Raw genomic sequence first — 25149 nt, 5'->3', positions numbered from 1 at the left:
GCAGCCGAACGCAGCCTTCGGCAGCTGCTACAAAATTGTGTGAAGTCTGATCTGCACGGTACTGGCAATCCGTAATTCGCGACTATCATGAAGGCTACGGAAGCCTTGCACTGCGACACCACACCGCACGCCACTTTTTTACTTATCGGCCCTGATCAGGCTAAATAGCCGCGCCTGATCCCCCACCCAACCGGATTTTTCCCATGTCCCGACAACGGCTCGCATTTGCCTGGATCGCCTGCTTCGCAGTGCTGTTCAACATGCTCGCCATGCCGATGTCCGGAGCGATGGCACAGACGGCGAAATCACCCGCCGAGCAGTTGTTGTGGGGCAGTTTCTGTTCGTCCAGCGGCACCAGGATGGTGGCGATTTCCCTGGGCGATATCGAACAGAAAGCCCCGCAGAACGACGATCACTCCAACATGCAACATTGCTGGTGCTGTTCAGGTTCCGCGCCACTGGTGGCGCTGCCCGGGCACATGCCGCAACTGTATTTCGCGCGTTTCGAGGCCAATCGAAGCCTGCCTCACGCCTCTCTCGATACACCGACACCGCGCCAGCAATGGCCGAGCCTCAACCCCCGCGCTTCCCCTCTGGTGTGATTCCTTCTCGCAATTGACCTGCGTTTTGAATCGCTCTGGAGAACTGCCATGTTGAACAAACTCATCGTCCTGGCTGTATTGCTGCTGCCTGCCTGTTTTGCCAATGCTCACGAATACAAGGCCGGGGAGCTGGAAATCGCTCATCCGTGGTCGCAAGAGTTGCCGCCCAACGCGCCAACTGTTGCGGCTTACTTCGTGGTTCACAACAACGGTAAAACGGCCGACCGACTGCTCAGTGTCGACTCGCCCATTGCAGGCGAAGCCCAGTTGCACGAGCACGTCATGCAAAACGATCTGATGAAAATGCAGCAGGTGCCGAGCGTCGACATTCCTGCCGGTGGCAACGTCACCTTTGCGCCGATGGCCTATCACGTGATGCTGGTAAACCTGAAGGATCGCAGCCTGCTGAGCGACGGCAAACGCTTCCCGCTGACGATGCATTTCGAGAAGTCCGGCGAAGTGACGGTCGACGTCTCGGTGCAGAAGAAGCCGCCGGAAGACATGCAGACACACGCACACGCCCAGTAATCGACTGAGCAAAAACGTCCATGCGCCCGCTTAGCGCCAGGTCATCCGCACACCGTCGTCAGCCGTTAAGCCTGACGCGCGGTAGCTGGATCAGCCTGTTCGCCATGTTGATGATCTTTATCGGCCCGCTGATTTCTCAGTCGATGCCGATGGATCAACGCGCCTCTTCGATGACCATGAGCATGTCGATGGACATGAGCATGGACATGTCGGCGATGGAGCACGCCGACCACAGCGCGCAAACCACCGCCGAACACTGCCCGCCAAAAGCCTCACATCACGCGCTCTGGGAAAAATGCGGCTATTGCAGCCTGCTGTTCAATTGCCCGGCGCTGACCGGAGGCCAGTCCTTCGTCGCATTCGACACGCCAAAAGCCACCACCTTCACCACACTCTCCCCCCGCCTGGGCCACGCCCGGCAAACCTTCTTCCCCGGCGCCCGCACCCGCGCCCCACCCATCGACGCGTAAACACCCACCTCCGATCTCACACAGTCCGAAGACAGCCAAAGCTACCTGTGGGAGCGAGCTTGCTCGCGATCGCGATGGGTCATTCAACATCCATGTCGTCTGACACACCGCTTTCGCGAGCAAGCTCGCTCCCACAAGGATTGCGCAGGCTGCCGGCCGTGTCGTTTACGACTGTTCGATGGAAATTGTCATGTCCAGGTTTTCTGCTGACACACGCTTGAGCGCTGCCCAAGCTTCTTTTGCCTTGAACGAATCCAGCATTCGTTTCAGGCACGCCACCGCCTTCCTTTGCGGCGCACTGCTGACACCCATGGTGCTGGCCGATGAACACGCCGGTCACAGCGAAGAACTGAGCCCGACGGTGATCACCGCCATCGCGCCGAGTTCACCACTGACCATCGTCACCAATCCCAAGGACCCGCGCCAACCGGTGCCGGCCAGCGACGGTGGCGATTACCTGAAAACCATCCCTGGCTTCGCCCTGGTGCGCAATGGCGGCACCAACGGCGACCCTGTGCTGCGCGGCATGTTCGGTTCGCGGTTGAACATACTCACCAACGGCGGCCAGTTGCTCGGCGCCTGCCCCGGCCGAATGGACGCTCCGACCTCATACATCTCGCCGGAAACCTACGACAAACTCACCGTCATCAAAGGCCCGCAAACTGTGCTCTGGGGACCGGGCGCGTCGGCCGGGACCATCCTCTTCGACCGTGAGCCGGAAAGCTTCGGCGAACTCGGCACGCGGGTGAACGCCAGCGTGCTGGCGGGCTCCAACGGCCGTTTCGACAAAGTGGTGGATGCTGCTGCCGGCGGGCCATTGGGTTACGTGCGAGTGATCGGCAACACCGCGCATGCCGACGATTACCAGGACGGTAACAACGACACCGTGCCGTCGCGCTACGACAAATGGAACGGCGACGTTGCGGTGGGCTGGACACCGGACGCCGACACCCTGCTGGAGCTGACCGCCGGCACCGGCGATGGCGAAGCGCGTTACGCGGGACGCGGCATGGACGGCTCGCAGTTCAAGCGCGAAAGCCTGGGCTTGCGTTTCGAGAGGTCGAACATCGGTGATGTGCTGGATAAGGTCGAGGCGCAGATCTACTACAACTACGCCGACCACGTGATGGACAACTACACCCTGCGCACGCCGTCCGGCACCGGAATGATGGCCGGCCCGATGGCCTCCAACGTCGACCGTCGAACCCTCGGCGCACGGATCAAAGCCACCTGGCGCTGGGCCGATGTGCAGTTGATCAGCGGCATCGATGCGCAGACCAGCGAACATCGCCAGCGCAGCGCCATGGGCATCGACGTCTACAAGGACTTGCCGCGCAACAAGGACGCCGACTTCCACAACTACGGCGTGTTCAGCGAATTGACCTGGTACGCCGCCGACCGTGACCGGCTGATTACCGGCGCGCGCCTGGACCGCGCTTCGGCCAAGGATTTTCGGCAGACCACTGGCTCCGGGATGATGGCGCGTCCCAACCCAACCGCCGACGACACCCGTGCCGACACCCTGCCAAGCGGCTTCGTCCGTTACGAGCATGACCTGGCTGACAGTCCGACCACGCTGTATGCCGGCCTCGGTCACACCCAGCGTTTCCCGGATTACTGGGAGCTGTTTTCACCCAAGTCCGGCCCCGCCGGCTCAGTGAATGCCTTCGATTCGATCAAGCCTGAAAAGACCACCCAGCTCGACTTCGGCCTGCAATACAAAACCGCAGACCTCGAAGCCTGGGCCTCGGGTTACGTCGGGCAAGTGCGCGACTACATCCTGTTCAACTACACGCCAACAATGATGGGCATGACCTCGCAAGCACAGAACATCGACGCGCGAATCATGGGCGGCGAGTTGGGTGCGGCCTACAAGCTGACCAGCTACTGGAAAGCCGACGCGACCCTGGCCTACGCCTGGGGCAAAAACAGTAGCGACGGCAACGCACTGCCGCAAATGCCACCGCTGGACGCACGTTTCGGCCTGACCTACAGCGAAGACAACTGGAGCGCCGGAGCGTTGTGGCGGGTGGTCGCAGCGCAAAACCGCATCGACCAGAACAAGGGCAACGTGGTCGGCAAGGACTTCGACAAGACCTCGGGGTTTGGCGTGTTCTCGCTCAACGGTGCCTATCGGATTAACAAAAACTGGAAGGTCAGCAGCGGCGTCGACAACCTGTTCGGCAAGGCGTACGCCGAGCACTTGAACCTGGCCGGCAACGCCGGTTTTGGCTATCCGGCCAATAACCCGCAAGCCATAAAAGAACCGGGGCGAACGCTCTGGACCAAGGTGGATATGAGTTTCTAACAAGAAAAGTCAAAAGATCGCAGGCTACGCCAGCTCCTACATTGGAACACGTACCCCCTGTAGGAGCTGTGTAGGAGCTGTCGAGTGAAACGAGGCTGCGATCTTTCCAAGACAATTGAATCGTCAAAGCGGAGCACAACCGATGAAACAGCCCAAAGTGAATTTCTACAACCTGGCCTGGCGCTGGCATTTCTATGCCGGTCTGTTCGTCGCGCCTTTCATGGTGATGCTGGCTTTGACCGGCGTCATTTACCTGTTCAAACCGCAACTCGACCCGTTGATGTACGGCAGCCTGCTGAACGTCCCGGCCGGGCATCACAGCGTCCCGGCCGATGACCTGCTCAAGCGGGTGAAAGAGGCTTACCCACAAGCCACGATCAAGCAGTATTTGCCACCGGTCAACGCCGAGCGCAGCGCGCAATTTGTCGTGATCAATGGCGGTAGCGAGCTCAACGTATTCGTCGATCCCTACCACGGCGACATCCTCGGAGAGCAAGACGCCAAAAAGAATCTGCAAGCCGTTGCGCGAGCGATTCACGGCGAATTGATGATCGGCACCGTCGGTGATCGACTGATCGAACTGGCCGCCGGCTGGGGCGTGGTGTTGGTGGTCTCCGGCGTGTTCTTGTGGTGGCCGCGTGGCCAGGCGGCCGGCATCCTGTGGCCACGCTTGAGCAGTCGCGGTCGAGTGCTTTGGCGTGACCTGCACGCAGTGACAGGGTTCTGGGGCGCGTCGTTGCTGCTGGTGATGCTGCTCAGCGGCATGACCTGGACCGGGTTCTGGGGCAAGCAATACGCCGAAGTGTGGAATGTCTTTCCGGCAGCGATGTGGGATGACGTACCCAAATCCGATGTGGAGGCCCGCGGCCTCAACACCGCTACCCGCCAGACCGTGCCTTGGGCGATGGAAAACACACCGATGCCAATGTCCGGCGACCACGCCGAACACATGGCCCACGGTAGCGCGCAAGCGGGCCCTGCCGCACCGACCATCAGCTTGCAGGACGTGCAGAACATCGCTGCGCAACGCCAGGTCGAACCGGGTTACAGCATCACCTTTCCGGCCACGACGACTGGCGTGTTCACTATCGCGGTGTTCGCCGACGACCCGCGCAACGACGCCACGCTGCATGTGGATCAATACACCGGCGACGTCCTCGCCGACGTGCGCTTCGCGCAATACGGCACCGTCGCCCGCGCGACGGAAATCGGCGTGATGCTGCACGAAGGTAAAATGTTCGGTGCGTTCAATCAGATCATTGTGCTGCTGATCTGCCTGATGATTCTGCTCAGCGCCGTCAGCGGCGTGGTGATCTGGTGGAAGCGCCGTCCACAAGGAAAGTTCGGTGTTCCGCCGCTGCGCCACGACTTGCCGAAATGGAAAACCGCGATGGTCATCATGTTCGCATTGGCGGTGGCGTTTCCATTGGTGGGCGCGTCCTTGGTGGCGGTCTGGCTGCTGGATCGGGTGCTGCTGTCGCGATTCAATCGGCAAACTGAATCGGCCTCACCTTCATCATGAAACAGGCGAGATGCGCGGTTTAGAGGGACCTGTAGACTTCCCGCGCTTATCTCCCGGCCGACTTCAAAGGCCCCTTCGCGAGCAAGCCCGCTCCCACATTTGACCGCGTTCTAATGTGGGAGCGGGCTTGCTCGCGAAGGCGTCATCAGCCGCACCAAAAATCTCAGAGTTAATGCATGACCTCGCTGAACCTCACGAACCTCGCCTGGACGCCCTTGGGCCAGGGCCATTGCCATCACCAGTTCCAACTGCGTGATGCAACCTTGCACGTGCTCCCCGGTGAGTTCGTTGGTCTGATCGGCCCCAACGGCAGCGGCAAAACCAGCCTGCTGCGCTGTGCCTGGCGCTTCAGCAAACCCGAGAGCGGCGAGGTCAAGCTCGACCACCACAACGTCTGGAAGCAATCCTCGCGCTGGTGCGCGCAACGCATCGCCGTGGTCCTGCAGGAATTCCCCGACGCCTTCGGCCTCACCGTCGACGAAGTCGTCGCCATGGGCCGCACACCGCACAAAGGTCTGTTCGACGGCGACACCCTGGAGGACAGAGAACTCGCAACCCAGGCCCTCGATTCAGTCGGTCTGAAAGGCTTCGAGGATCATGCCTTCGCCACCCTCTCCGGCGGTGAAAAACAGCGCGTGATCCTCGCCCGCGCCCTGGCTCAGCAACCGCAAATGCTGATCCTCGACGAGCCGACCAATCACCTCGATCCGCGCTATCAGCTCGAAATGCTGCAACGGGTCAAACGCCTGAAGATCGGCACTCTGGCGAGCATCCATGACCTGAACCTGGCGGCCGCTTTCTGTGATCGGCTGTACGTGATCAATCACGGTCGCATCGTCGACAGCGGCACGCCCAAAGAAGTCCTGACCGCCCCACTGCTGCGCGACGTGTTCGGCGTCGAAGCGCTGATAGATGAACATCCCTTGCACGGCTACCCACGAATCACCTGGATAACCCAACCATGACTTTGCGTTCCCTGCTTTGCGCCACTCTGTTGCTGGGCAATGCCCAGGCATTTGCCGAGGCCACTCACTACCCGTTGACCGTGCAGAGCTGCAACCGCGAAGTGACCTTCAAGCAAGCGCCGAAACACGCGGTCAGCCACGACATCAACATGACCCAGATGATGCTCGCCCTTGGCCTCAAACCCAGCATGGCCGGCTACAGCGGTGTGACCGGTTGGAAGTCGGTCACGCCCCAGATGCAGACCATCCTCGATGGCTTGCCGGAGTTGGCGGCCAAGTACCCGTCGGTGGAAACCCTGCTCAACGCCAACGTCGATTTTTTCTTCGCCGGCTGGGATTACGGCATGCGCGTGGGTGGTGACCTGACGCCGCAAACGTTGCAGCCGCTGGGCATCAACGTCTACGAGCTGACCGAGTCCTGCGCGTTCGTGATGAAGCGTCCGCCGGCCAGTCTGGAAGACACTTACAACGACCTGCGCAACCTCGGCAAAATCTTTGACGTGCAGGATCGCGCCAACGTCTTGATCACCCAGATGCAGGCGCAAGTCGCCGAAGTGCGCAAGGATCTGCCGGCGGACAAACCTCGCGTGTTCCTCTATGACAGCGGTGAAGACCGCGCCATGACCTCCGGCCGCCTCGGTATGCCGCAAGCGCTGATCGACGCCGCTGGCGGGCGCAATATTCTCGACGACGTCGACGCGAGTTGGACCCGGGTCAACTGGGAGAACGTGGTCGAGCGCAATCCGCAGGTGATCGTGATCGTCGACTACGGCGAAGTCACCGCCGAACAGAAAGAGCAATTTCTGATGAACAACAAGGCGCTGCAATCGGTGGACGCGATCAAGAACCAGCGCTTCATCGTGATTCCGTATGTGCAGGCCACGCCGGGGATCGACAACGTGCTGGCGGTTGAAACCCTGGCCAAGGGTTTCCACGGCGAATGATCAATCGTCGCTACGCCTTGTTGCTGGTTGCCCTCGGCGCGTTGTTGCTGGTGTCATGCGTGGTGTCGCTGGGCTTCGGTCCGGCGCGGGTGCCGGTGGACGTGGTGTGGCGGATTCTGTTGCACAAGATTTTCGGTTTCGGCGTGCCGGACTGGGCCGCTGGGCAGGAACACATCGTCTGGCTGATTCGCGTGCCTCGCATGCTGTTGGGTGCGTTGGTCGGCGCCGGGCTCGCGCTGATCGGTGCGGTGCTGCAAGCGGTGACGCGCAATCCGCTGGCCGACCCGCATTTGCTCGGGGTCACCTCCGGCGCGACCCTCGGTGCGGTGATTGTGGTGCTGCATGTCGGTGAAATTGTCGGCCTGCTGACCTTGCCCATTGCGGCGTTTATCGGCGCGTTGGCGAGCATGCTGATCGTGCTGATGATCGCCAACCGCAACGGGCGGCTGGACAGTGATCGGCTGCTGTTGTGCGGCGTGGCGGTGTCCTTCGTGATGATGGCGATCGCCAATCTGCTGCTGTTTCTGGGCGATCACCGCGCGAGTTCGGCGGTGATATTCTGGATGCTCGGTGGGCTCGGGTTGGCGCGCTGGGAATTGCTGGCAGTGCCGGCGGCCAGCGTGTTGCTCGGGTTGGTGTTGTTGCTGGGAATGGCTCGGCCACTGAATGCGTTGATGGCGGGCGAGCAGACGGCCGTGACCCTCGGACTCAACGCTCGTACCGTGCGGTTGCGGGTGTTTTTGATTGCTTCGCTGATGACTGGAGTGCTGGTGTCGATCAGCGGGTCTATCGGGTTTGTCGGGCTGATGGTGCCGCACATTGCGCGTCGTTTGGTTGGGGCGGAGCATCGGCGATTGCTGCCGGTGTGCGTGTTGTTGGGCAGCATCTTTCTCGTCTGGGTCGACGTCGCCGCCCGCACCCTGATCGCCCCCGAAGACTTGCCCATCGGCGTTGCCACCGCCGCCATCGGCGGCTTGTTCTTCATCGGCCTAATGCGCCGACGCTGAACCCCCACATCCCCCTGTAGGAGCTGTCGAGTGAAACGAGGCTGCGATCTTTTGATCTTAAAAAATCAAGATCAAAAGATCGCAGCCTCGTTTCACTCGACAGCTCCTACAGGTCTACGCCCCAATGTGGCGCACCTCTTCGCACCAGCGCGCCAGGCGCGATCCTTCATGGTGCGTCGCCCAAACCGCGCAACCGCTCTAATACGACATTTCCCTGCCTTTTGCCGACCAGGCACAGCCCTTGCTAAAGACCCTTCAGTAGTCCGCATCTGCCACCAAGAAAATTCATAAGTTCATGGAGATCGCACAATGAAGCGTCGCAGCTTGATCAAGGCTTTCACACTATCGGCAAGCATTGCCGCGATGGGCATGACCTGGAGCCTCCAGGCCGCCGAGACCATCAAGGTCGGTATTCTGCATTCGTTGTCCGGGACCATGGCGATCTCCGAAACCTCGCTGAAAGACATGGCGTTGATGACCATCGACGAGATCAACGCCAAGGGCGGCGTGAACGGCAAGATGCTGGAACCGGTGGTGGTGGACCCGGCGTCGAACTGGCCGCTGTTCGCCGAGAAAGGCCGCCAGCTGCTGACCCAGGACAAGGTGGCGGTGGTGTTCGGTTGCTGGACGTCGGTGTCGCGTAAATCGGTGTTGCCGGTGTTCGAAGAGCTCAACGGCCTGCTGTTCTACCCGGTGCAGTACGAAGGTGAAGAGATGTCGCCGAACGTGTTCTACACCGGCGCCGCGCCGAACCAGCAAGCGATCCCGGCGGTGGAGTACCTGATGAGCGAAGAAGGCGGCAGCGCCAAGCGCTACTTCCTGCTGGGCACCGACTACGTCTACCCGCGCACCACCAACAAAATCCTGCGCTCGTTCCTGCACTCCAAAGGTGTGGCGGACAAGGACATCGAAGAGGTCTACACCCCGTTCGGTCATAGCGATTACCAAACCATCGTGGCCAACATCAAAAAATTCTCGGCCGGTGGCAAGACCGCGGTCATCTCCACCGTCAACGGCGACTCCAACGTGCCGTTCTATAAAGAGCTGGCCAACCAAGGTTTGAAAGCCACCGACGTTCCGGTCGTGGCTTTCTCGGTCGGCGAAGAAGAACTGCGCGGTATCGACACCAAACCGCTGGTGGGCAACCTCGCGGCATGGAACTACTTTGAATCGGTCGAGAATCCGGCGAACAAGAAATTCGTCGCCGACTGGAAAGCCTACGCCAAGAAACACAACTTGCCGGGCGCCGACAAAGCGGTGACCAACGACCCGATGGAAGCCACGTACGTGGGCATCCACATGTGGGCGCAAGCGGCTGAAAAAGCCAAGTCCACTGACGTCGACAAAGTCCGCGAAGCCCTCGCCGGCCAGACCTTTGCCGCGCCGTCGGGTTACACACTGACCATGGACAAGACCAACCACCACCTGCACAAACCGGTGATGATCGGCGAGATTCAGGCGGACGGTCAGTTCAACGTGGTGTGGCAGACCGAAGGGCCGATCCGTGCCGAGCCGTGGAGCCCGTTCATCTCGGGTAACGACAAGAAGCCGGATTATGCGGTGAAGAGCAACTAAGCCACTGGATGTCGGGGCCGGGTATGGAGCTCGGGCCCGACACAAATCCCTGTGGGAGCGAGCTTGCTCGCGAAGACGGCGGCACATCCAACATTAATGTGACTGACACACCGCATTCGCGAGCAAGCCCGCTCCCACATTTAGTCCGCGCAAGGCCATACATATGCCCACCGCCCTTTACCGCTTCTTCCTGGTCATCGCATTGCTTTTACCGATGGCTGCTTTTGCCAGCGACGCCGAAGACTTCGTCGCGGCCAATCCCGTGCAGCAAGCCAAGCTTCTGGAAGCCTGGGCCGCGCAGCCCGATCCGGCCCGTATCGAGCTGATCAACGCCCTGCAACAAGGCGAGCTGACCGTCGACGGCCAACCGAAAACCCTGCGCCTGAACAACCGCCTGCGGGGTCTGATCGACACCACACTGGCCAGCCACCAATTGCTCGCCACTGACGCCAAAACCCGCCTGGCCGCCGCGCAGCAATTGCAGAAAAGCGCCAAACCGGCACAGTTGAAATTTCTCGACCAGCAACTGGCTGGCGAAAAAGACGAAACCGTTCACGCCGCCCTGAGCCTTGCCTTGGCCAACCTGCAACTGGTCGACACCGACCCGGCCGTGCGCCTTGCCGCTGTGCGTCTGCTCGGTGAAACCGGTGACCCACTGGCTCGCACCCGCCTCGAAAGCCTGCTGCAACCTGGTGTCGAAGCCGACGCCGGCGTACGCACCGCTGCCGAAACCAGCCTCGCTCAGGTCAAACGCAAATTGCTGATCGGCGAGATCCTCGGCCAAGCCTTCAGCGGCATGTCCCTCGGTTCGATCCTGTTGCTTGCCGCACTCGGTCTGGCGATCACTTTCGGCCTGCTCGGCGTGATCAACATGGCCCACGGCGAGATGCTGATGCTCGGCGCGTACTCGACGTACGTGGTGCAGCTGATGTTCCAGCGCTTCGCCCCGCAAGCCATCGAGTTCTACCCGCTGATCGCGTTGCCGGTGGCGTTTTTCGTCACCGCCGCCATCGGCATGGCGCTGGAACGTACGGTGATTCGCCACCTCTATGGCCGTCCATTGGAAACCCTGCTCGCCACGTGGGGCATCAGCCTGATGCTGATTCAACTGGTGCGATTGGTGTTCGGTGCGCAGAACGTCGAAGTGGCCAACCCGGCGTGGCTATCGGGCGGGATTCAAGTGCTGCCGAATCTGGTGCTGCCGTACAACCGCATCGTCATCATTGCCTTCGCGCTGTTTGTGGTGGTGCTCACCTGGTTGCTGCTGAACAAGACGCGCCTCGGTTTGAACGTGCGCGCCGTCACCCAGAACCGCAACATGGCCGCTTGCTGCGGCGTACCAACCGGGCGTGTCGACATGCTCGCCTTCGGCCTCGGCTCAGGCATTGCCGGACTCGGTGGCGTAGCCCTCAGCCAGATCGGCAACGTCGGCCCGGACCTCGGCCAAAGCTACATCATCGACTCGTTCCTGGTAGTGGTGCTCGGTGGTGTCGGTCAGCTGGCCGGTAGTGTGCTCGCCGCGTTCGGCCTCGGCATCGCCAACAAAATTCTCGAACCGCAGATCGGTGCCGTGCTCGGCAAGATCCTGATCCTCGCGCTGATCATTCTGTTCATCCAGAAACGTCCGCAAGGCCTCTTCGCACTGAAAGGACGGGTGATCGACTGATGAATCAGCCTCTGATGCTCACGGCCACACAAAAGGCCGGCCCCAAAGTCACGATCGCCGTTGGCGCGGTGATCCTCGTTCTGCTGCTGGCGTTGCCGTTGCTGTCGTTGTTGTCGCCGGACAGCACGTTTCACGTCTCGGCTTACACGCTGACGTTGGTAGGCAAGATTCTCTGCTACGCGATTGTCGCGCTGGCCCTCGATCTGGTCTGGGGTTACGCCGGCCTGTTGTCCCTCGGCCACGGCTTGTTCTTCGCCCTCGGCGGTTATGCGATGGGCATGTACCTGATGCGCCAAGCGTCGGGCGATGGCTTGCCAGCGTTCATGACGTTCCTCTCGTGGACTGAATTACCGTGGTACTGGACCGGCACCAGCAGTTTCCTCTGGTCGATGTGTCTGGTGGTGCTGGCGCCGGGGTTGCTGGCGCTGGTATTCGGCTTCTTCGCCTTCCGCTCACGGATCAAGGGCGTGTATTTCTCGATCATGACCCAAGCCCTGACCTTTGCCGGGATGCTGCTGTTCTTCCGCAACGAAACCGGGTTTGGCGGCAACAACGGCTTTACCAACTTCCGCACCATTCTTGGCTTTGGCATCACCGAACCGGGCACTCGTGCGGTGCTGTTTTTCGCCACGGTGGTGTTGCTGGTGGCGAGCCTGTTCATTGGTTGGCGCCTGGCGCAGAGCAAGTTCGGTCGCGTGTTGACCGCCCTGCGGGATGCGGAAAACCGCCTGATGTTCTGCGGTTACGACCCACGCGGTTTCAAGCTGTTTGTCTGGGTCTTGAGCGCGGTGTTGTGCGGCCTGGCCGGTGCGCTGTACGTGCCGCAAGTCGGCATCATCAACCCGAGCGAAATGTCACCGACCAATTCCATTGAAGCCGCCGTGTGGGTGGCGCTGGGTGGTCGCGGCACGCTGATCGGCCCGTTGCTCGGCGCCGGCGTGGTCAACGGGATGAAGAGCTGGTTCACCGTGGCTTTCCCGGAATACTGGCTGTTCTTCCTCGGTGCGCTGTTCATCGTCGTGACCTTGTACCTGCCCAAAGGCGTGATCGGTTTGCTGAAAAAAAGGGGTGAGCAATGAGAGTGACTGCGACGGCTGAATTCATGCTCGAACCGGCGTTTTTTCCGCCACTGGAACCCAACCGGGACGCCGGCAGCAGCCGCGACGCCATCGGCCTCGGTCAACGCGTCGGCCCCGGCCTGAATACGCGCCACGGCACGATCCTGACGCTTGAAGACATCAGCGTCAGCTTCGATGGTTTCAAGGCGCTGAACGATCTGAACCTGTACATCGGCGTCGGCGAATTGCGCTGCATCATCGGCCCCAACGGCGCGGGCAAGACCACGCTGATGGACGTGATCACCGGCAAGACTCGCCCCAGTCACGGCAAGGCCTGGTTCGGTGAAACCCTCGACCTGACGCAGATGAGCGAAGTGCAAATCGCCCAGGCCGGCATCGGTCGCAAGTTCCAGAAGCCGACAGTGTTCGAAGCCTTGAGCGTTTTTGAAAACCTGGAGCTGGCGCAAAAAACCGACAAATCGGTGTGGGCCAGCCTGCGGGCTCGCCTGAGTGGCGAACAGAAAGATCGCATCAGCGAAGTGCTGGAGACCATTCGCCTGACCACGTCGGTCAATCGACCGGCGGGCTTGTTGTCCCACGGTCAGAAGCAGTTTCTGGAAATCGGCATGTTGCTGATGCAGGACCCGCAGCTGTTGCTGCTCGACGAGCCGGTAGCGGGCATGACCGACGCCGAGACCGAGTTCACCGCCGAATTGTTCAAGAGCCTGGCGGGCAAGCATTCGCTGATGGTGGTGGAACACGACATGGGCTTTGTCGGTTCCATCGCCGACCACGTCACCGTGTTGCACCAGGGCAGCGTGCTGGCCGAAGGGTCGCTGGAACAGGTGCAGGACAACGAGCGCGTGATCGAGGTGTACCTCGGCCGCTAAGGCCAGTTGAGGACTGCTCTATGTGGGAGCGGGCTTGCTCGCGAAAGCGGTGTGTCAGTCAACTCATATGTTGAATGTGAGTCCGCCTTCGCGAGCAAGCCCGCTCCCACAGGGGACTGAGGAGAATTTAAAGATGCTGCAAGTCGACAAGCTGCACCAGTATTACGGCGGTAGTCACATCCTGCGCGGCCTGACGTTTGACGTGAAGGTCGGCGAAGTCACCTGCCTGCTCGGCCGTAACGGCGTCGGCAAGACCACCCTGCTCAAGTGCCTGATGGGTTTGTTGCCGGCCAAAGAAGGCGCGGTGAACTGGGAAGGCAAACCGATTACCACGTTCAAGCCACACCAGCGGGTTCACGCCGGGATCGCTTACGTGCCTCAGGGTCGGGAAATTTTCGGCCGGCTGACCGTGGAAGAAAACCTGTTGATGGGCCTGTCGCGATTTCCCGGTGCTGAAGCCAAGGAAGTCCCGGCGTTCATCTACGAGCTGTTTCCGGTGCTGCTGCAGATGAAGCAGCGGCGAGGCGGTGACTTGTCCGGTGGCCAGCAGCAGCAATTGGCGATCGGCCGAGCGTTGGCCAGCCGTCCACGCCTGCTGATTCTCGACGAGCCCACCGAAGGCATCCAGCCATCGGTGATCAAGGAAATCGGCGCGGTGATCAAGAAGCTTGCGGCCCGTGGTGATATGGCGATTTTGCTGGTGGAGCAGTTCTATGATTTCGCCGCCGAACTGGCCGATCAGTATCTGGTGATGTCCCGGGGCGAAATCGTGCAACAGGGTCGCGGCGAAAATATGGAGGCCGAGGGTGTACGCGGTCTGGTTACGATATAAGGCTACGATCTAATCTGTAGCGTCCCAACGATAATTAGAAGCCATGAATTTACCTGTTCCCACTGCCCTGTTTACCCCGAGCTGGCACGCCGAGCTGGAACTCGGCTACGCCCGATTCGGCGACAGTACGCGCCCGATACAGCGCCGGCACAAAGGCCCTCTGCGGGTGCAGAAGCACCTGTATGCCGAAGGGCCGGAGGTTTGCCAGCACATCATCGTCCACCCGCCCGGCGGGATTGCCGGGGGTGATCGGCTGGACATCTCGGCCAGTGTCGGCCGCGATGCCTGGGCGCAAATCACCAGCCCCGGCGCGGCCAAGTGGTATCGCGCAGCGGGGCCCGCTTATCAGCAGCTGGATTTGAAAGTAGCTGCCGGCGCGACACTGGAATGGCTGCCGCAAGAGACGATTATCTTCAGCGACGCCCAGGCAGAGCTCAGCACTTCGATTGATCTGGAAGGCGATGCTCGGTTGTTTTACTGGGACGTTGTGGCGCTGGGCAGGCCGGCCAGCGGCGAGCGTTTCGACCTCGGCCATTTTCAGGCGCAGCTGGACATCCGCCGCGACGGTCAGTTGCTCTGGCATGAACGCCAGCGCATTGTCGGGGGCGATGGTTTGCTTGATTCGCCGATTGGCCTGGATGGGCAACCGGTGTTTGCGACGTTGTGGGTGACTGGGGAGGTTGATAGTGAATTGCTGGAGAGGTGCCGTGCTCTGCCCAACGAGGTGCGCGGAGATCTGACGCAATTGCCGGGGCTTCTGATTGCACGGTGCCTGGCCAGTGAAGCGCTGCTGGCGCGGGGCTGGCTGATTGATTTGTGGCGATTGCTCAGGCCGGTGTTACTTGGCCGGGAAGCGGTCCCACCCAGAATATGGAGCACCTGAAATGCGATACAAATGTGGGAGCGGGCTTGCTCGCGAATGCGGTGTGTCAGTCAGCATTAATGTCGCCTGACACACCGCATTCGCGAGCAAGCCCGCTCCCACAGGTTTTGTATTCACAGATCCAATAACTTTATCTGCCCAGATGGATTCCAAACGATGGACCTGACCCCACGCGAAAAAGACAAGCTGCTGATCTTCACTGCCGGCCTCGTGGCCGAGCGGCGTTTGGCGCGCGGCGTGAAACTCAACTACCCGGAAGCCATTGCCTACATTTCCGCCGCGCTGCTCGAAGGCGCCCGTGACGGCCGCACCGTGGCCGAGCTGATGCACTTCGGCACCACCCTGCTCAGCCGCGAACAAGTGATGGAAGGCATCCCGGAAATGATCCCGGAGATCCAGGTCGAAGCGACCTTTCCCGACGGCACCAAACTGGTCACCGTTCACCAACCGATCGCCTGAGGCCGCGCCATGACTTACCACATCCGCGATGCAGCGCATGCCGACTTGCCGGCGATCCGCGACATCTACAACGACGCCGTGCTCAACACCACGGCCATCTGGAACGAACAGGCCGTGGATTTGGGTAACCGCCAGGCCTGGTTCAGCGCCCGGCAATCCCAGGGCTACCCGATTTTGGTGATCGTCGACGGCGACAACACGGTGCTGGGCTACGCTTCATTTGGTGACTGGCGACCGTTCGACGGTTTCCGCCATACCGTCGAGCACTCGGTTTACGTGCGCAGCGACCAGCGTGGCAATGGTCTCGGCCCGCAATTGATGACCGCGTTGATCGAGCGCGCCAAAGGTTGCGACAAGCACGTAATGGTCGCCGCCATCGAAAGCGGGAATGCAGCTTCTATTCGCCTGCATGAGCGAGCCGGCTTCGTGACGACCGGGCAGATGCCCCAGGTGGGCACCAAGTTCGGTCGCTGGCTGGACCTGACTTTCATGCAACTGATCCTTAATCCTGGCGCGGAACCGCCGACCGCTAACAAGGAGTAATTGCCCATGAACGCCGCCCAACTGCGCCGCGTCAATGTTGAAAGCTTTGCGCACTATCGTCAGGGTTTGATTGATCTGCTGCTCGACGCCGTCGGCTATGGCGCCAGCGTCGGGTTCATGGCCAATCTGGACGCCACCCAGGCCCGAGCCTATTTCGATGATGTCCAGGAGAACCTGAACAAGGGCAACGTGCTGCTGTGGGTGGTGGTCAAGGACGAGCAAGTACAGGCCAGCGTGCAACTGACCCTGTGCCAGAAAGCCAATGGCCTGAACCGCGCCGAAGTGCAAAAACTGCTGGTGCGTGAACATGCGCGTCGCCGGGGCCTGGGCCAACAGTTGATGAGTGCGCTGGAAACGGCCGCCCTCCAGCACAAGCGCGGCATGCTCTACCTCGACACCGAGGCCGGCTCCCCTGCCGAAGACTTCTACAAGGCGCTGGGTTACACCCGAGCGGGCCAAATCCCCGACTATGCCTGCGACCCGAGCGGCCGCTACAAGCCGACCGCCCTCTACTACAAGATTCTCCAGGGAGCCCATTAATGATTCCTGGGGAATACCAGATCCAGCCCGGCGACATCGAACTCAACGTTGGCCGCCGCACCCTCAGCCTGAAAGTGGCCAACAGCGGCGACCGCCCGATCCAGGTCGGCTCGCATTACCACTTCTTCGAAACCAACGATGCGCTGACGTTCGACCGCGCCGCCAGCCGCGGCATGCGCCTGAACATCCCCGCCGGCACCGCCGTGCGCTTCGAGCCGGGACAGAGCCGCGAAGTCGAGTTGGTAGACCTGGCCGGGCATCGCCGGGTGTTCGGGTTTGCCGGCAGGATCATGGGTGACCTCGACTGAAAGATGCGGCGCTCCCAAAAGATCGCAGCCTCGCTCCGCTCGACAGCTCCTACAGGAAAACGCGGTCCCCTGTAGGAGTTGTCGAGCGGAGCGAGGCTGCGATAGCGAGCTATGCGAGCGGTCTTAAATCCAATTGAATCTCAAGGCAAGCGCATGAAAATCTCAAGACAAGCCTACGCCGACATGTTCGGCCCCACCGTCGGTGACAAGGTCCGTCTGGCCGACACCGAGCTGTGGATCGAAGTGGAAAAGGACTTCACCACCTACGGCGAAGAAGTGAAATTCGGTGGCGGTAAAGTCATCCGCGACGGCCAGGGTCAAAGCCAATTACTCGCCGCAGATGTCGTCGATACGCTGATCACCAACGCGTTGATCATCGACCACTGGGGCATCGTCAAGGCCGACGTCGGCCTCAAGGACGGCCGCATCGCCGCCATCGGCAAGGCCGGCAACCCGGACATCCAGCCGAACGTGACCATCGCGGTCGGCGCCAGCACCGAAGTCATCGCCGGTGAAGGCATGATCCTCACTGCGGGCGGCATCGACACGCACATCCACTTCATCTGCCCGCAGCAGATCGAAGAGGCGCTGATGAGCGGCGTCACCACCATGATCGGCGGCGGCACCGGTCCGGCCACCGGCACCAACGCCACCACCTGCACGTCCGGGCCGTGGCACCTGGCGCGCATGCTTCAGGCGGCTGATGCGTTCCCAATGAACATTGGCTTCACCGGCAAGGGCAACGCCAGTCTGCCGGAGCCATTGATCGAGCAGGTCAAGGCCGGCGCCATCGGCCTGAAGCTGCACGAAGACTGGGGCACCACGCCGGCGAGCATCGACAACTGCCTGAACGTCGCCGACCAGTACGACGTGCAGGTGGCGATCCACACCGACACGCTCAACGAATCGGGATTCGTCGAAACCACTCTCGCCGCCTTCAAGGGCCGCACCATCCACACCTATCACACCGAAGGCGCCGGTGGCGGCCATGCCCCGGACATCATCAAGGCCTGCGGCTTTGCCAACGTGCTGCCGAGTTCCACCAACCCGACCCGGCCGTTCACCCGCAACACCATCGACGAACACCTCGACATGCTGATGGTCTGCCATCACCTGGACCCAAGCATTGCCGAAGACGTAGCCTTCGCCGAAAGCCGCATCCGCCGCGAAACCATCGCCGCCGAAGACATCCTCCACGACCTCGGTGCGTTCTCGATGATCAGCTCCGACAGCCAGGCGATGGGCCGCGTTGGCGAAGTGATCACCCGTACCTGGCAGACCGCCGACAAGATGAAAAAACAGCGTGGCCCATTGCCCGGTGATGGCGAAGGCAACGACAACTTCCGCGCCAAACGCTACATCGCCAAGTACACGATCAACCCGGCGATCACCCATGGCATCAGCCATGAAGTGGGCTCGGTCGAAGTGGGTAAATGGGCCGACCTGGTGCTCTGGCGCCCGGCGTTCTTCGGGGTCAAACCGACGCTGATCCTCAAGGGCGGCGCTATTGCCGCCAGCCTGATGGGCGATGCCAACGCGTCGATCCCGACACCGCAACCGGTGCACTACCGCCCGATGTTCGCCAGTTACGGGGGCTCGCTGCATGCCACCAGCCTGACCTTCATCAGTCAGGCCGCGCAGGACGCCGGATTGCCCGAAGCCCTGGGTTTGAAGAAGAAAATCGCAGTGGTCAAAGGTTGCCGCGAGGTGCAGAAAACCGATCTGATCCACAACGACTATCTGCCGAACATCGACGTCGATCCACAGACCTATCAAGTCAAGGCCGATGGCGTGCTGTTGTGGTGTGAGCCGGCAGAAACCCTGCCGATGGCCCAACGGTATTTCCTGTTCTGAATCCGCAAGGCCCGACTTCAAGCGGCACCAGCCCTGAGGTCGGATTTGCCCCGGTTCGAGCGCCATCCGGAGTATTCGCTAACGTCAGATATGGGGCTAAGATGCCTCACCCGCCCTTTGCGCTTAAGGTAAACGCCCATGCGCCTCAGTGATTTCATCGCCCAGCACGTAGACCGTATCGTCGATGAATGGGAACAGTTCGCCAGTACCATCACCCCGGCAGCCGAAAACATGGACCGAGTAGCCTTGCGCGACCACGCCAGGGCGATTCTGCTCGCCGCCGCCCGGGACATGACCAAGCCCCAGACCGCCAGCGAACAGCTCGCCAAAGCCAAGGGTGAAGGCCCGAAAAAAACCCCAAGCCTGGACGAAGCCGGCGCCAGCCATGGTGAATTGCGCCACACCGTGGGTTTCGATCTGGTGCAGATGACCAGCGAATTCCGCCACCTGCGTGCCTGTGTGATTCGCCTGTGGGTCGACAGCCTGGAATCGCCGGACCTGGCCTATTTCCAGGACATGATCCGCTTCAACGAAGCCATCGATGAAGCGCTTGCCGAATCGACGGCGGCCTATGCCGAGCAGGTCAATCGCTCACGGGATATTTTCCTGGCAATCCTCGGCCACGACCTGCGCGCGCCGCTGCAAGCGATCAGCATGTCCACAGAGTTGCTGCTGCGCAAAGCACCGCTAGAAGGCGATGCGCTGACCTGCGCGATCAATATCAAGCGCGGCGCGCGGCACATGGCGGTGATGGTCAGCGATTTGCTGGAGCTTGTGCGCAGTCGCCTGGGCAAGAGCCTGCCAGTCGAACCGGCGCCCATGGACTTGGCCGATGCGACGCACACGGCGATTGCCGAAGCCTGCGCCGGTAACCCGGAGTGCGATCCGACGGTGAACGTGCAGGGAGATACCCGAGGCGTCTGGGATGCCGGACGGCTTGGTCAACTCCTGCAAAACCTGATCGGTAATGCGTTACAGCATGGTTTGAACAAGCGCGATGTGACAGTCACCCTCAGCGGCGAACCCGACGCGGTTCGCCTCACGGTGCATAACTACGGAGCGCCGATTCCCGAGGATGCTATCGGCACGATCTTCGATCCACTGGTGCGCAGCGCCGACGAAGAACTGGGCCAGCCATCCACCAGCCTCGGTTTGGGCCTGTTTATCGTCAAGGAAGTGGTCAACGCCCATTCCGGGACGATCGAGGTCAGTTCCAGCGAGGCGGATGGCACGCTGTTTACCGTGGTGTTGCCCAGGAAGTTGTGACGCAGGGAGACCGCGTCATCGTTCTTCGCGAGCAAGCCCGCTCCCACATTGGATCTCCTGTGAACACATTATTTGTGAACGCCAGAGATCCAATGTGGGAGCGGGCTTGCTCGCGAAAGCGTCCGACCAGGTAACACAAAAGCATCAGAACGATTACTCAACCACCAACCGCCCCAACCGCTGCTTGAGCATGCGGTTCTCGGCCCGCAGTTGCTGGACCTCTTCAAGCAGGTCCAGCGCCAGGGCGACGCCTTCCCATTCCAGCTCCAGATCGTGCCGCAGCTTCGCGGCACGTTTGGCCAGCGCCAACTCATAATCGTTGAAACGCCAATCCTTGGGCTGGTTGCCCTGAGGTTCGAGGATGCCGTGTTCGACGATTTCGATCACGTAGACGTCCGACAGGTCGGTCGCCTCACAGAATTCTGCCATGTCCAGTTGAACGATCAGGGGGTTGCTCATGATGGGCTACTCCGTCTCTTGGATCAGAAGTGTTCTCTGGGGTTGAAAGCCGCTTTTTTCGCCAGTTCCTGCCACAACGCCTTGACCTCGTCGTCCGAGGCGTTAGGCATGACGGCCTTGAGTTGTACAAACAGATAACCGCGATGGCCGGCCTTGTTCATCAAGCCGTGGCCCTTGGCGCGCATGCGCTGGCCATTCTGACTGCCGGCCGGAACCTTGAGGTTGATCTTGCCCGTCAGGGTCGGCACGGCAACTTCGGCGCCCAACGCCAATTCCCACGGAGCCAACGGCAAGGTAATGATCAGGTTCTCGCCTTCGACGTCGAACTTGGGGTGCGGCGCAAAGCGAATGATCAAGAACAAGTCGCCATTGGCCCCGCCACCAGTGCCCGGTGCACCCTGGCCCTTGAGGCGGATGCGCTCGCCGTCGGTCACGCCGGCCGGGATCTTCACGTTCAGGCTTTTGCTGGTGTTGCTGACATGCTGGCCGGCAGCATTGTACTGCGGCACCTGGAAGGTGACCTTCTTCGATTCGTTCGAGAGGGTTTCTTCCAGAAAAATCCCAAGTTCCATTTCCACGTCTTGCCCTCGACGTCCGGCGCTACGGCCCGACTGTCCACCACCAAAACCAGGGCCACGGTTGCCGAAAATCGAACTGAAGAAGTCCGAAAAATCGCCTGTGTCCTGACCACCGCCGAAACCGCCTGCGCCACGACCCTGCCAACCCGGCGGGCCCTGGAACGGTTGGCCGTGCTGGCCGTATTTGCGCAAGTCGTCGTATTCGGCGCGCTTGTCGGCGCTTTTCAGCGCTTCATAGGCTTCCGAGGCGTCTTTGAATTTGGACTCGGCGTCCTTTTCCTTGCTGACGTCCGGGTGATACTTGCGCGCCAGCTTGCGATAGGCGGCCTTGATCGTCTTATCGTCCGCGGTCGGTTCCACACCGAGAATCTTGTAATAGTCTTTGAAGTCCATCTAAGGATCACCATCCGTTATCGATATCGCGCCACCACCGGCAGCATGCGCTTATTGGCAGCCGCCGGGTTGACCGATCTCAAGGTTGTGACCGGGCAGCGCATCAGAAGTTTATATCGGCAGCGGTGGGCGGTTCTTGCGACCGTCCGATGGCTGCCAGGCCCAATGCAGACAAGTTTGGGGCATCGGGGCGTCTTATCAAGGCGCTAATCGCTGAGATTTAGCGGATAGTCGGCCTTCGAATCTGCGCCGCACTGACATACACTGCGCGGCCGTTTTTTAACCGGAACTCGAAAGACATGAAAAACGCATCTCCAGCCCGTGCCTGTGGTATCGACTTCGGCACGTCCAACTCCACCGTCGGCTGGCTGCGCCCCGGCATGGAAACGCTGATCGCGCTGGAGGACGACAAGATCACCCTGCCTTCGGTGGTCTTCTTCAACATGGAAGAACGCCGCCCGGTGTACGGCCGCCTCGCGCTGCACGAGTACCTGGAAGGCTATGAAGGCCGGTTGATGCGCTCGCTCAAGAGCCTGCTGGGCTCCAAGCTCATCAAGCACGACACCAGCGTCCTCGGCACGGCGATGCCGTTCAAGGACCTGCTCGGACTGTTTATCGGCCAGCTGAAGAAGCGCGCCGAAACCGCCGCCGGTCGCGAGTTCGATGAAGTGGTGCTCGGTCGTCCGGTGTTCTTCGTCGATGACGATGAAATGGCCGACCAGGAAGCCGAAAACACCCTGGTGGACGTGGCCCGCGCCATCGGTTTCAAAGACGTTTCGTTCCAGTACGAACCGATTGCGGCGGCTTTCGACTATGAGTCGACCATCGAAAAAGAAGAGCTGGTACTGATCGTCGACATCGGCGGTGGTACGTCAGACTTCTCGCTGGTGCGTCTGTCCCCTGAACGCCGTACCCACGACAACCGTCACGATGACATCCTCGCCACCGGCGGCGTGCACATCGGCGGGACCGATTTCGACAAGCAGTTGAGCCTGCAAGGCCTGATGCCGCTGTTCGGCTACGGTAGCCGGATGAAGAGCGGCGCTTACATGCCGACCAGCCACCACATGAACCTGGCGACCTGGCACACCATCAACTCGGTGTATTCGCAGAAGTCGACCCTGGCGCTGGGCAGCATGCGCTACGACATCGAAGACACCGGCGGCATCGATCGCCTGTTCAAGCTGATCGACCAGCGTGCCGGCCACTGGCTGGCCATGGAAGTGGAAGAAACCAAGATCCAGCTGACCCACGCCGACAGCCGCCATGTGCCGCTGGACCGCATCGAACCGGGTTTGAGCGTGGAGTTGAGCCGGGCACTGTTCGAATCGGCCATCGACAACCTGCTCGAGCGCGTGCGCAACAGCGTGACCCAGCTACTGAACGACGCCAACGTGCGGGTCGATCAGGTGGATACGGTGTTTTTCACGGGCGGTTCGAGTGGGATTCCGGCACTGCGTAACAGCGTCTCGGCGATGTTGCCGAACGCGCGGCATGTGGAAGGGAACATCTTCGGCAGCATCGGCAGTGGCTTGGCGATTGAAGCGATGAAGCGCTACGGCAACATGGATTGACCTGAAACTGCGGCGAGGCCATCGCGAGCAAGCTCGCTCCCACAGGGGAACGCATTCCAATGTGGGAGATTCTATGTTGCAGGGCAACCCCGCAACTTCAGGCCGGCTGGTATTTGCTCTGATTTTTCATCAGGGCAAATGCCACCCGGCAGAGTTTCCGGGCAAGGGCCACCAATGCCTGGGTTTTCGAGAAGCCTCTTGCCAAATATGACTCGTAAAACGGTTTCCATTTAGCTGAGCGACAGGCTGCCATTGCGGCGTTGTAAGCCAACCGGCGTACTTCCGGATCCCCTTTTTTGGTCAAGTGCCGGGGGCCGTTCTTCTTCCCGGAGTCATCGACCGTAAGGTCCATCCCTAGAAACGCGATGAACGCATCACTATTGGCAAAATCACCGCGCATAAAGGTCGTCGCCAACCCGGTTGCAGTCAGTTCGCCAACCCCTTCGATGGCTTTGCAGCGGTCGATATTCTCTTCAATACCCGCCTCTTTGCAGACCTTGCGCAGCAGTTTCTGAATGGCCTGATCCGCTTGCTTGAAGGCCTTTTGCTGGGCGGTCTGCACTTTCTTCAACAAGGGTTCATTGGCCCAGCTCAGCATCAGACCGGCATGGTTCTGGATTAGCGTTGCACGCCTGTGGAGCAGGCTTTTCAGCGAGGTGTAGGCCTTGGGTGGCGGGCTCCAGATCCGCAGTCCGTCTTGTTCGTTCGTCAAATAACGCGCCAGCAGACGGGCATCGCAGGGATCGTTCTTGGCTCGCTGGCCGATGCCGCGGCGATAGTTGCTCACCCGATAAGCATCCACGACATAGACCTGGTGACCCATCGCATGGGCCAACTCGACAGTGTCCAGGTGGTAGATGTTGGTGGCTTCAACGGCGATAGCGCTTTGGGCGGGCAATGTTTTAAGCCAGCGTTTAAGGGCTGTTCGATCGTTCTTGATGGCGTCAGTGGTTTGCAGGTCGGAGCGATAGATAACTATTTCAGCCTTGGCGATATCGATGCCAACAACCGTCTGCGAAGTAAGGATTGTCATGACGAATCCTCGGAGCTAGGGTTTAAGAGCTTGTCGGGGTCTACCGTTGCGCTGGCTTGCCTCTATCGTCGGTTTTACCGATGAATTCCTTATCGGCGCTTTGGGTAGAAAGGGCGGGACGAGAAGTCTCCCACGGTCTGTACTGGTCAGAGTCAGAATCGAGCTTTTAGTCCCGCCCACCCCTTCAAGTCTAAACATACAAGCGAGCTTGCTCGCGAAGGCGGCGTTCCAGTCACTTTGATGCTGAATGTGCCACCGCATTCGCGAGCAAGCCCGCTCCCACAAGGACGGTGGTGTGCTTTCGGCAAATTGTGGAAAACAAATTTGCCAAGCTCTCAAAGCGCGACATAAAGCCGCTGCAAATAGTTGTTTTGTCACGGTTTTGACTTGTCCCCGTTTGCTGTGGAGCTGGCTGTGAATAACGTGGGAGTAGCTGGCTGAAAGCCTTTTAAACCGTGGCTTGCAGAGTTGTGGTTGTTTTTTGATCAGGCGTTTTTGCGGGACCGCAAGCGGGCTTTGTCAACCTTTTTGTTGGTGACGAAAACAGGCCGAAATGGATTGGAGCTGCCTGTGGATAAGTCTGTGGTTAAACTCTGGAAAGACTCGGCTGAAGGCCGTAGTTGCTGGCTTGGCGCCATCGTCGGTATGGCGGGTCAATCGTGCAAAATGCCATGGGCTACACAGCCGGCGTTCCAGGGTCAAGCAAAAAAATTTCCAATTTGCCCGCAAAGCCTTGTGCACAGCGGCTTACAGCTTTTCCACTTGCCCCCGGAAACTGTGGACCGGCCTGTGGATAAGGTGCGCGCACATGGCTGTAAGCCACGGCAGGTAAGGCGCGGCAACGTTTGATCGTTTTTTGTACAGCTTCTGCGGTAGTTGCCGCTGTGGGCAA

General features: G+C 60.4%; 23 protein-coding genes and 1 pseudogene. 21 read left to right on the top strand and 3 right to left on the bottom strand.

Annotated elements, in window-relative coordinates; translation table 11 throughout:
* Positions 1-203: 203 nt before the first annotated feature.
* The 20 genes from ACMXYH_RS04035 to ACMXYH_RS03940 all read left to right on the top strand — a co-directional run bounded on the left by ACMXYH_RS04035 (position 204) and on the right by ACMXYH_RS03940 (position 20220).
* Positions 204-602: a DUF2946 domain-containing protein gene (locus ACMXYH_RS04035; RefSeq protein WP_415766370.1), complete on the top strand. Its 399-nt coding sequence runs from the start codon at positions 204-206 to the stop codon at positions 600-602.
* A gap of 48 nt (positions 603-650) precedes the next feature.
* Entirely contained in the window at positions 651-1130 is a 480-nt protein-coding gene (locus tag ACMXYH_RS04030; protein ID WP_415766369.1) for a copper chaperone PCu(A)C, read from the top strand.
* Between the two features lie 20 nt (positions 1131-1150).
* The gene (locus ACMXYH_RS04025; RefSeq protein ID WP_415766368.1) at positions 1151-1600 is read left to right on the top strand and encodes a DUF2946 domain-containing protein; all 450 of its coding nucleotides are present in this window, start codon (positions 1151-1153) and stop codon (positions 1598-1600) included.
* 190 nt (positions 1601-1790) lie between these two features.
* The gene (locus tag ACMXYH_RS04020) at positions 1791-3908 is read left to right on the top strand and encodes a TonB-dependent copper receptor (RefSeq protein ID WP_415766366.1); all 2118 of its coding nucleotides are present in this window, start codon (positions 1791-1793) and stop codon (positions 3906-3908) included.
* Positions 3909-4050: 142 nt separating this feature from the next.
* Complete coding sequence (locus ACMXYH_RS04015) at positions 4051-5430, top strand: PepSY-associated TM helix domain-containing protein (protein ID WP_415766365.1); 1380 nt, start codon at positions 4051-4053, stop codon at positions 5428-5430.
* Positions 5431-5606: 176 nt separating this feature from the next.
* Positions 5607-6395, top strand: a complete 789-nt coding sequence (locus tag ACMXYH_RS04010) for an ABC transporter ATP-binding protein (protein WP_415766364.1) — start codon at positions 5607-5609, stop codon at positions 6393-6395.
* Complete coding sequence (locus ACMXYH_RS04005) at positions 6392-7339, top strand: ABC transporter substrate-binding protein (protein WP_129438878.1); 948 nt, start codon at positions 6392-6394, stop codon at positions 7337-7339. The genes ACMXYH_RS04010 and ACMXYH_RS04005 overlap by 4 nt, the downstream gene beginning before the upstream one ends.
* On the top strand, positions 7336-8346 hold the full coding sequence (locus ACMXYH_RS04000) for a FecCD family ABC transporter permease (RefSeq protein ID WP_415766363.1): 1011 nt from the start codon (positions 7336-7338) through the stop codon (positions 8344-8346). Before ACMXYH_RS04005 ends, ACMXYH_RS04000 begins: the two co-directional genes overlap by 4 nt.
* Positions 8347-8655: 309 nt before the next feature.
* A complete protein-coding gene (urtA, locus tag ACMXYH_RS03995; protein ID WP_033055613.1) occupies positions 8656-9921 on the top strand; it encodes an urea ABC transporter substrate-binding protein in 1266 nt (421 codons plus the stop codon).
* A gap of 163 nt (positions 9922-10084) precedes the next feature.
* Positions 10085-11587 carry an urea ABC transporter permease subunit UrtB gene (urtB, locus tag ACMXYH_RS03990; RefSeq protein ID WP_415766362.1) on the top strand — a complete coding sequence of 501 codons (1503 nt, stop codon included), beginning with the start codon at positions 10085-10087 and terminating at the stop codon, positions 11585-11587.
* Positions 11587-12666, top strand: a complete 1080-nt coding sequence (gene urtC / locus ACMXYH_RS03985) for an urea ABC transporter permease subunit UrtC (RefSeq protein WP_046044782.1) — start codon at positions 11587-11589, stop codon at positions 12664-12666. Before urtB ends, urtC begins: the two co-directional genes overlap by 1 nt.
* Entirely contained in the window at positions 12663-13535 is an 873-nt protein-coding gene (gene urtD, locus ACMXYH_RS03980; RefSeq protein WP_056746276.1) for an urea ABC transporter ATP-binding protein UrtD, read from the top strand. Before urtC ends, urtD begins: the two co-directional genes overlap by 4 nt.
* 133 nt (positions 13536-13668) lie before the next feature.
* The gene (urtE, locus tag ACMXYH_RS03975; RefSeq protein WP_129438890.1) at positions 13669-14367 is read left to right on the top strand and encodes an urea ABC transporter ATP-binding subunit UrtE; all 699 of its coding nucleotides are present in this window, start codon (positions 13669-13671) and stop codon (positions 14365-14367) included.
* A gap of 43 nt (positions 14368-14410) precedes the next feature.
* Complete coding sequence (locus ACMXYH_RS03970; protein WP_415766361.1) at positions 14411-15250, top strand: urease accessory protein UreD; 840 nt, start codon at positions 14411-14413, stop codon at positions 15248-15250.
* Positions 15251-15406: 156 nt separating this feature from the next.
* The gene (gene ureA, locus ACMXYH_RS03965) at positions 15407-15709 is read left to right on the top strand and encodes an urease subunit gamma (RefSeq protein ID WP_415766360.1); all 303 of its coding nucleotides are present in this window, start codon (positions 15407-15409) and stop codon (positions 15707-15709) included.
* Between the two features lie 9 nt (positions 15710-15718).
* A complete protein-coding gene (locus ACMXYH_RS03960) occupies positions 15719-16252 on the top strand; it encodes a GNAT family N-acetyltransferase (protein ID WP_415766359.1) in 534 nt (177 codons plus the stop codon).
* Between the two features lie 6 nt (positions 16253-16258).
* Positions 16259-16792: a GNAT family N-acetyltransferase gene (locus tag ACMXYH_RS03955; RefSeq protein WP_282481540.1), complete on the top strand. Its 534-nt coding sequence runs from the start codon at positions 16259-16261 to the stop codon at positions 16790-16792.
* Entirely contained in the window at positions 16792-17100 is a 309-nt protein-coding gene (locus ACMXYH_RS03950) for an urease subunit beta (RefSeq protein WP_008011171.1), read from the top strand. Before ACMXYH_RS03955 ends, ACMXYH_RS03950 begins: the two co-directional genes overlap by 1 nt.
* A 153-nt stretch (positions 17101-17253) precedes the next feature.
* Positions 17254-18954: an urease subunit alpha gene (ureC, locus tag ACMXYH_RS03945; protein WP_415766358.1), complete on the top strand. Its 1701-nt coding sequence runs from the start codon at positions 17254-17256 to the stop codon at positions 18952-18954.
* Positions 18955-19092: 138 nt separating this feature from the next.
* Positions 19093-20220 carry a sensor histidine kinase gene (locus ACMXYH_RS03940; protein ID WP_415766356.1) on the top strand — a complete coding sequence of 376 codons (1128 nt, stop codon included), beginning with the start codon at positions 19093-19095 and terminating at the stop codon, positions 20218-20220.
* A 153-nt stretch (positions 20221-20373) separates the two neighbouring features.
* Here ACMXYH_RS03940 and ACMXYH_RS03935 read toward each other — a convergent pair whose 3' ends face one another.
* On the bottom strand, positions 20374-20679 hold the full coding sequence (locus ACMXYH_RS03935; RefSeq protein WP_129438902.1) for a chaperone modulator CbpM: 306 nt from the start codon (positions 20677-20679) through the stop codon (positions 20374-20376).
* A gap of 23 nt (positions 20680-20702) precedes the next feature.
* On the bottom strand, positions 20703-21650 hold the full coding sequence (locus ACMXYH_RS03930) for a DnaJ C-terminal domain-containing protein (RefSeq protein WP_129438904.1): 948 nt from the start codon (positions 21648-21650) through the stop codon (positions 20703-20705).
* Positions 21651-21949: 299 nt separating this feature from the next.
* On the opposite strand from ACMXYH_RS03930, the gene ACMXYH_RS03925 reads away from it, so the two are divergent.
* A complete protein-coding gene (locus ACMXYH_RS03925; protein WP_111449224.1) occupies positions 21950-23224 on the top strand; it encodes an Hsp70 family protein in 1275 nt (424 codons plus the stop codon).
* A gap of 71 nt (positions 23225-23295) precedes the next feature.
* Here the strand turns inward: ACMXYH_RS03925 and ACMXYH_RS03920 are convergent.
* Positions 23296-24257 (bottom strand): annotated as a pseudogene (locus ACMXYH_RS03920) (IS110 family transposase).
* Positions 24258-25149 lie beyond the last annotated feature (892 nt).

The organism is Pseudomonas frigoris, from assembly GCF_047758635.1.
GTDB classification, from domain to species: domain Bacteria; phylum Pseudomonadota; class Gammaproteobacteria; order Pseudomonadales; family Pseudomonadaceae; genus Aquipseudomonas; species Aquipseudomonas frigoris.
The sequence above is the reverse complement of the archived record's forward strand: the minus strand, read 5'-3'. Positions and strand labels throughout refer to the sequence as shown.

Excerpts from the sequence above, each read along its gene's own strand:
- ACMXYH_RS04035 (WP_415766370.1), top strand. The coding sequence starts at position 204 with ATGTCCCGACAACGGCTCGCATTTGCCTGGATCGCCTGCTTCGCAGTG.
- ACMXYH_RS04030 (WP_415766369.1), top strand. The coding sequence starts at position 651 with ATGTTGAACAAACTCATCGTCCTGGCTGTATTGCTGCTGCCTGCCTGT.
- ACMXYH_RS04025 (WP_415766368.1), top strand. The coding sequence starts at position 1,151 with ATGCGCCCGCTTAGCGCCAGGTCATCCGCACACCGTCGTCAGCCGTTA.
- ACMXYH_RS04020 (WP_415766366.1), top strand. The coding sequence starts at position 1,791 with ATGTCCAGGTTTTCTGCTGACACACGCTTGAGCGCTGCCCAAGCTTCT.
- ACMXYH_RS04015 (WP_415766365.1), top strand. The coding sequence starts at position 4,051 with ATGAAACAGCCCAAAGTGAATTTCTACAACCTGGCCTGGCGCTGGCAT.
- ACMXYH_RS04010 (WP_415766364.1), top strand. The coding sequence starts at position 5,607 with ATGACCTCGCTGAACCTCACGAACCTCGCCTGGACGCCCTTGGGCCAG.
- ACMXYH_RS04005 (WP_129438878.1), top strand. The coding sequence starts at position 6,392 with ATGACTTTGCGTTCCCTGCTTTGCGCCACTCTGTTGCTGGGCAATGCC.
- ACMXYH_RS04000 (WP_415766363.1), top strand. The coding sequence starts at position 7,336 with ATGATCAATCGTCGCTACGCCTTGTTGCTGGTTGCCCTCGGCGCGTTG.
- urtA (WP_033055613.1), top strand. The coding sequence starts at position 8,656 with ATGAAGCGTCGCAGCTTGATCAAGGCTTTCACACTATCGGCAAGCATT.
- urtB (WP_415766362.1), top strand. The coding sequence starts at position 10,085 with ATGCCCACCGCCCTTTACCGCTTCTTCCTGGTCATCGCATTGCTTTTA.
- urtC (WP_046044782.1), top strand. The coding sequence starts at position 11,587 with ATGAATCAGCCTCTGATGCTCACGGCCACACAAAAGGCCGGCCCCAAA.
- urtD (WP_056746276.1), top strand. The coding sequence starts at position 12,663 with ATGAGAGTGACTGCGACGGCTGAATTCATGCTCGAACCGGCGTTTTTT.
- urtE (WP_129438890.1), top strand. The coding sequence starts at position 13,669 with ATGCTGCAAGTCGACAAGCTGCACCAGTATTACGGCGGTAGTCACATC.
- ACMXYH_RS03970 (WP_415766361.1), top strand. The coding sequence starts at position 14,411 with ATGAATTTACCTGTTCCCACTGCCCTGTTTACCCCGAGCTGGCACGCC.
- ureA (WP_415766360.1), top strand. The coding sequence starts at position 15,407 with ATGGACCTGACCCCACGCGAAAAAGACAAGCTGCTGATCTTCACTGCC.
- ACMXYH_RS03960 (WP_415766359.1), top strand. The coding sequence starts at position 15,719 with ATGACTTACCACATCCGCGATGCAGCGCATGCCGACTTGCCGGCGATC.
- ACMXYH_RS03955 (WP_282481540.1), top strand. The coding sequence starts at position 16,259 with ATGAACGCCGCCCAACTGCGCCGCGTCAATGTTGAAAGCTTTGCGCAC.
- ACMXYH_RS03950 (WP_008011171.1), top strand. The coding sequence starts at position 16,792 with ATGATTCCTGGGGAATACCAGATCCAGCCCGGCGACATCGAACTCAAC.
- ureC (WP_415766358.1), top strand. The coding sequence starts at position 17,254 with ATGAAAATCTCAAGACAAGCCTACGCCGACATGTTCGGCCCCACCGTC.
- ACMXYH_RS03940 (WP_415766356.1), top strand. The coding sequence starts at position 19,093 with ATGCGCCTCAGTGATTTCATCGCCCAGCACGTAGACCGTATCGTCGAT.
- ACMXYH_RS03935 (WP_129438902.1), bottom strand. The coding sequence starts at position 20,679 with ATGAGCAACCCCCTGATCGTTCAACTGGACATGGCAGAATTCTGTGAG.
- ACMXYH_RS03930 (WP_129438904.1), bottom strand. The coding sequence starts at position 21,650 with ATGGACTTCAAAGACTATTACAAGATTCTCGGTGTGGAACCGACCGCG.
- ACMXYH_RS03925 (WP_111449224.1), top strand. The coding sequence starts at position 21,950 with ATGAAAAACGCATCTCCAGCCCGTGCCTGTGGTATCGACTTCGGCACG.